The organism is uncultured Sphingomonas sp. (genome assembly GCF_946477935.1).
Lineage (GTDB): Bacteria > Pseudomonadota > Alphaproteobacteria > Sphingomonadales > Sphingomonadaceae > Sphingomonas.
The window spans coordinates 1-3744 of sequence record NZ_CAMLAC010000293.1 but is presented as its reverse complement, the minus strand read 5'-3'; the positions used below and the strand labels follow the sequence as shown (position 1 = coordinate 3744).

Sequence of the window (3744 nt, the reverse complement as noted above, 5' to 3'; positions counted from 1 at the left end):
GTGCTGGATACGGTGGCGGCGAGCGGGCGGCCGCATGTCGTGCTGCCGGTGGGAGCCGATGGGCTGGTCGATCTGGACGCGGCGCGTGCGGTGATCGGGCCGGACACCGGACTGGTCGCGGCGATGCTGGTGAACAACGAGATTGGGGTGATCCAGCCGATCGCCGAACTGGCCGCGATGGCGCACGCCGTGGGTGCGCGGATGCTGTGCGATGCGGTGCAGGGCTATGGCCGGGTGCCGCTGCCCGACACGGTCGACATGGTGGCGATCTCCGCCCACAAGATCCACGGCCCCAAGGGCATTGGTGCGCTGTGGCTGCGCGACGGGGTGGCGCCGGCGCCGCTGCTGCATGGCGGCGGGCAGGAAGCGCCGGGGCGCTCTGGCACGCTGAGCCCCGCGCTGTGCGCAGGGTTCGGCGTGGCGGCGCAGTTGATGGCGGCGGACGATCCGCAGCCGGTCGAGCCATTGTGGCGAGCGGCGCAGGAGCGTTTCGCGGCGGGGGGGTGGCGGCTGAACGGGGCGGCGAGCCCGCGTTACCATGGCAATCTGAACGTGCGGCGCGACGGGCTGGATGTCGGGCGGCTGATGTCGGATGTGCGCGATGTCGCCTTTTCGGCGGGCTCCGCCTGCGCCAGCGGATCGGGGCGGCCGAGCCATGTGCTTCGCGCGATCGGGCTGAGCGACGCACAGGCGCGATCCTCGATCCGGCTGGGGTTCGGGCGCTATACGAGCGAGGCGGAATTGATGCGGGCGACGGACGCGATCCTGGCCGCGGCGGAGGCGCAGGCATGATCCGGGTGACGTTCGTCGCGCCCGACGGTTCGGCGGCCGAGGCGCAAGGGTTGGCCGGCGACACGGTGCTGCGGGTGGGACAAGCGATCGGCCAGCCGCTGGAAGGGACGTGCGAAGGGCAGATGGCGTGCGCGACCTGCCATGTGATCGTTGATCCGGGCTGGGCCGATCGGCTGTCCGGCCCGAGCGCGGAGGAGGAGGATATGCTGGACCTGGCGCCGCGGGCGACGCGGACCAGCCGGCTGTCCTGTCAGATCCGGCTGGATCAGACGCTGGACGGGTTGGTCGTAAGCTTGCCCTGAATCGCCGGCGCCGATTGCGATGGGAAACGGCCGGGGGCATAGCGCGGCCACTTTCCAACATTTTATCGTCCGGATTTTCAATGCGTTCGCGTTTTCCCTCTGTTCTGGCCGCCGGTGTGTTGCGGGACCGGCTGAGCGCGCCGGCGGGCGCGGTGATCGGCATCGCGGTGACGGGGTTGGTGACCGCCTTGCTGTGCGGTGATGCGGGCGTGACGATGCTGCTGGTCGCGCCGATGGGGGCCTCCGCCGTGCTGGTGTTCGCGGTGCCGGCGAGCCCGCTGGCGCAGCCATGGCCGGTGATCGGCGGCAACGTGATCTCGGCGCTGGTCGGGGTGGCGGTGGTCCATGCCCTACCGGGGAGCAGCCTTGCCGCGCCGCTGGCGGTAGGGGGCGCGATCCTGGCGATGGCGCTGACCCGGTCGCTGCACCCGCCGGGCGGTGCGGCGGCGTTGACCGCGGTGATCGGCGGCGCGCCGGTGCTGGGCGCGGGCTATGCCTTCGCCTTCGTGCCGGTCGGGGTGAACGCGGTGGCGATCGCGCTGGTCGGCGTGGCGTTCCACCGGCTGTCCGGGCACAGCTATCCGCACCGCGCCCCGACGCTGGCGGCACCGCGGGCGGCCGACCTGCAGGCGGAGGATATCGACCGGGCGCTGGCCGAGTTCGGCGATACGCTGGACATCGATCGCGACGATGTGGAGCGGCTGGTGCGCCGGGCCGAGCATCACGCCGCCACAAGGCGCGCCGCCTGAACACCCGCTAAACGGTTAATTCAGCACGCGATCATCGACGCTGCCGCAATCTGCCCTCATGCCCACCGGTTCCGGCGGGCGCGTAAACGGGAGTATGCGTCATGAAAGTCTTTGCCCTGATGGCCTCCGGTCTGCTCGCGGTCACCGGCCTTGCCGCGGCGACACCCGCCGCCGCGCAACCGCATGGGTGGCATGACGGGCCGCGCGGACGTGGCTGGGACCGCGGGCCGGGCTGGCGGGATGGGCCGCGCTGGGACCGCGGGCGCAACTGGCGGGGTGATCGCTGGGACCGGGGATACCGGGCAGGCTATCGCGACCGGGGTTACCGGAATGGATATCGTGGGCGCACGGTGTGCCGCTGGGTCGATGGCTATTACGGGCCGGTGCGTCGCTGCTTCAACGTTCGTCGCTGATATGCGATAAGGCGGCTTGATCGATCCGCCCGGCTCCGCCATATGCGCGGCGGGAGTCGGGCGGACGTAGTCGTCGCCAACCCGGTCAGATCCTGACGGAAGCAGCCGTAACGATTTCGCTGCGGGTCGTCCCGGCTCCCACCGCGAACCTGCTGCGCCAGGTGAGCGCGGCCGGCGGTGCGCAGCACCGTCCGACGACATGGCTCCGCCATGTCGCCCCCCACACACCCTCCCCAATCCGCTATCAATCGCCGCATCGTGGGCCTACATAGACCCGCAATGTCCGACTCCTTCGACCTCGGCGAACCGCCACAGCCGGCCAAGCCCGACGCCTACCGCGTCCTCGCGCGCAAATATCGTCCGCAGACCTTCGGCCAGTTGATCGGTCAGGATGCGATGGTGCAGACGCTGGGCAACGCGATCAAGCGCGACCGGCTAGCCCATGCGTTCCTGATGACGGGCGTGCGCGGGGTGGGCAAGACCTCCACCGCGCGGCTGATCGCGAAGGCGCTGAACTGTATCGGGCCGGACGGGCAGGGCGGGCCGACGATCGATCCATGCGGAAAATGCGAGCCGTGCCGCGCGATCGCGGAGGGGCGCCATATCGACGTGATCGAGATGGACGCCGCCAGCCATACCGGCGTGGACGATGTGCGCGAGATCATCGAGGCGTCGCGCTATGCCGCGGTGTCGGCGCGCTTCAAGATCTACATCGTGGACGAGGTCCACATGCTCTCCAAGAACGCGTTCAACGCATTGTTGAAGACGCTGGAGGAGCCGCCCGCGCATGTGAAGTTCCTGTTCGCCACGACCGAGGTGAACAAGGTGCCGATCACCGTGCTGTCGCGGTGCCAGCGGTTCGACCTGCGGCGCATCTCGGCGGAGATGCTGGCGGATCATTTCACGCACGTGTGCGAGGCGGAGGGCGTGCGCGCGGAGCCCGAGGCGCTGGCGCTGATCGCGCGCGCGGCGGAAGGATCTGCGCGCGACGGGCTGTCGATCCTGGATCAAGCGATCGCGCATGCCGACCTGGACGGGGGCGGGGTGAGTGCGGAGGCGGTGCGCCAGATGCTCGGCCTGTCGGACCGGGGAGCGGTGCGCGATCTGCTCGGCCTGATGCTGCGTGGCGAGGCGGCGGCGGCGCTGGCGCTGCTGCGGCGGCAATATGACTACGGGGTCGATCCGCAATCGGTGCTGCGTTCGCTGCTGGAGACGGTGCACGGCATCACGCTGGTGAAGGTCGGCACGCCGCCCGATCCGGCGCAGCCGCAGGAGGAGCGCGAGGCGCGGGGCGAATGGGCCGCGGCGCTCGGCTTTCCGATGCTGCACCGGCTGTGGCAGTTGCTGCTGAAGGGGCATGACGAGGTGGCGCGGGCAGCGCTGCCGATCGAGGCGGCGGAGATGGCGCTGCTCCGGGTCGTCCATGCATCGACGCTGCCCCGGCTGCTGCGTCAGTTGCCGCGCCAGCTCGCCCGGATCGGGCAGCGT

The 3744-nt window shown here is 70.4% G+C and carries 5 protein-coding genes and 1 other RNA gene; all 6 read left to right on the top strand.

Translation table 11 applies throughout. From position 1 onward, the window contains the following. A partial coding sequence (locus Q0U08_RS18650) for an aminotransferase class V-fold PLP-dependent enzyme (protein ID WP_298093218.1) occupies positions 1–792 on the top strand: 792 nt, incomplete at its 5' end. After that, a complete protein-coding gene (locus Q0U08_RS18645) occupies positions 789–1094 on the top strand; it encodes a 2Fe-2S iron-sulfur cluster-binding protein (RefSeq protein ID WP_298093216.1) in 306 nt (101 codons plus the stop codon). The genes Q0U08_RS18650 and Q0U08_RS18645, both read left to right, overlap by 4 nt. Before the next feature lie 80 nt (positions 1095–1174). Next, positions 1175–1843, top strand: a complete 669-nt coding sequence (locus Q0U08_RS18640) for an HPP family protein (protein WP_298093215.1) — start codon at positions 1175–1177, stop codon at positions 1841–1843. Positions 1844–1944: 101 nt separating this feature from the next. Then, positions 1945–2256, top strand: coding sequence for a hypothetical protein (locus Q0U08_RS18635; protein ID WP_298093213.1), 312 nt, complete (start codon positions 1945–1947; stop codon positions 2254–2256). Positions 2257–2304: 48 nt separating this feature from the next. Next, positions 2305–2402, top strand: an RNA gene (ffs, locus tag Q0U08_RS18630) — signal recognition particle sRNA small type. Between the two features lie 133 nt (positions 2403–2535). Next, positions 2536–3744, top strand: a 1209-nt coding sequence (locus Q0U08_RS18625) for a DNA polymerase III subunit gamma/tau (RefSeq protein ID WP_298093211.1), incomplete at its 3' end; no start/stop codon positions are given.

Coding starts and splice junctions, on each gene's coding strand:
- Q0U08_RS18645 (WP_298093216.1), top strand. CDS start 789: ATGATCCGGGTGACGTTCGTCGCGCCCGACGGTTCGGCGGCCGAGGCG.
- Q0U08_RS18640 (WP_298093215.1), top strand. CDS start 1,175: ATGCGTTCGCGTTTTCCCTCTGTTCTGGCCGCCGGTGTGTTGCGGGAC.
- Q0U08_RS18635 (WP_298093213.1), top strand. CDS start 1,945: ATGAAAGTCTTTGCCCTGATGGCCTCCGGTCTGCTCGCGGTCACCGGC.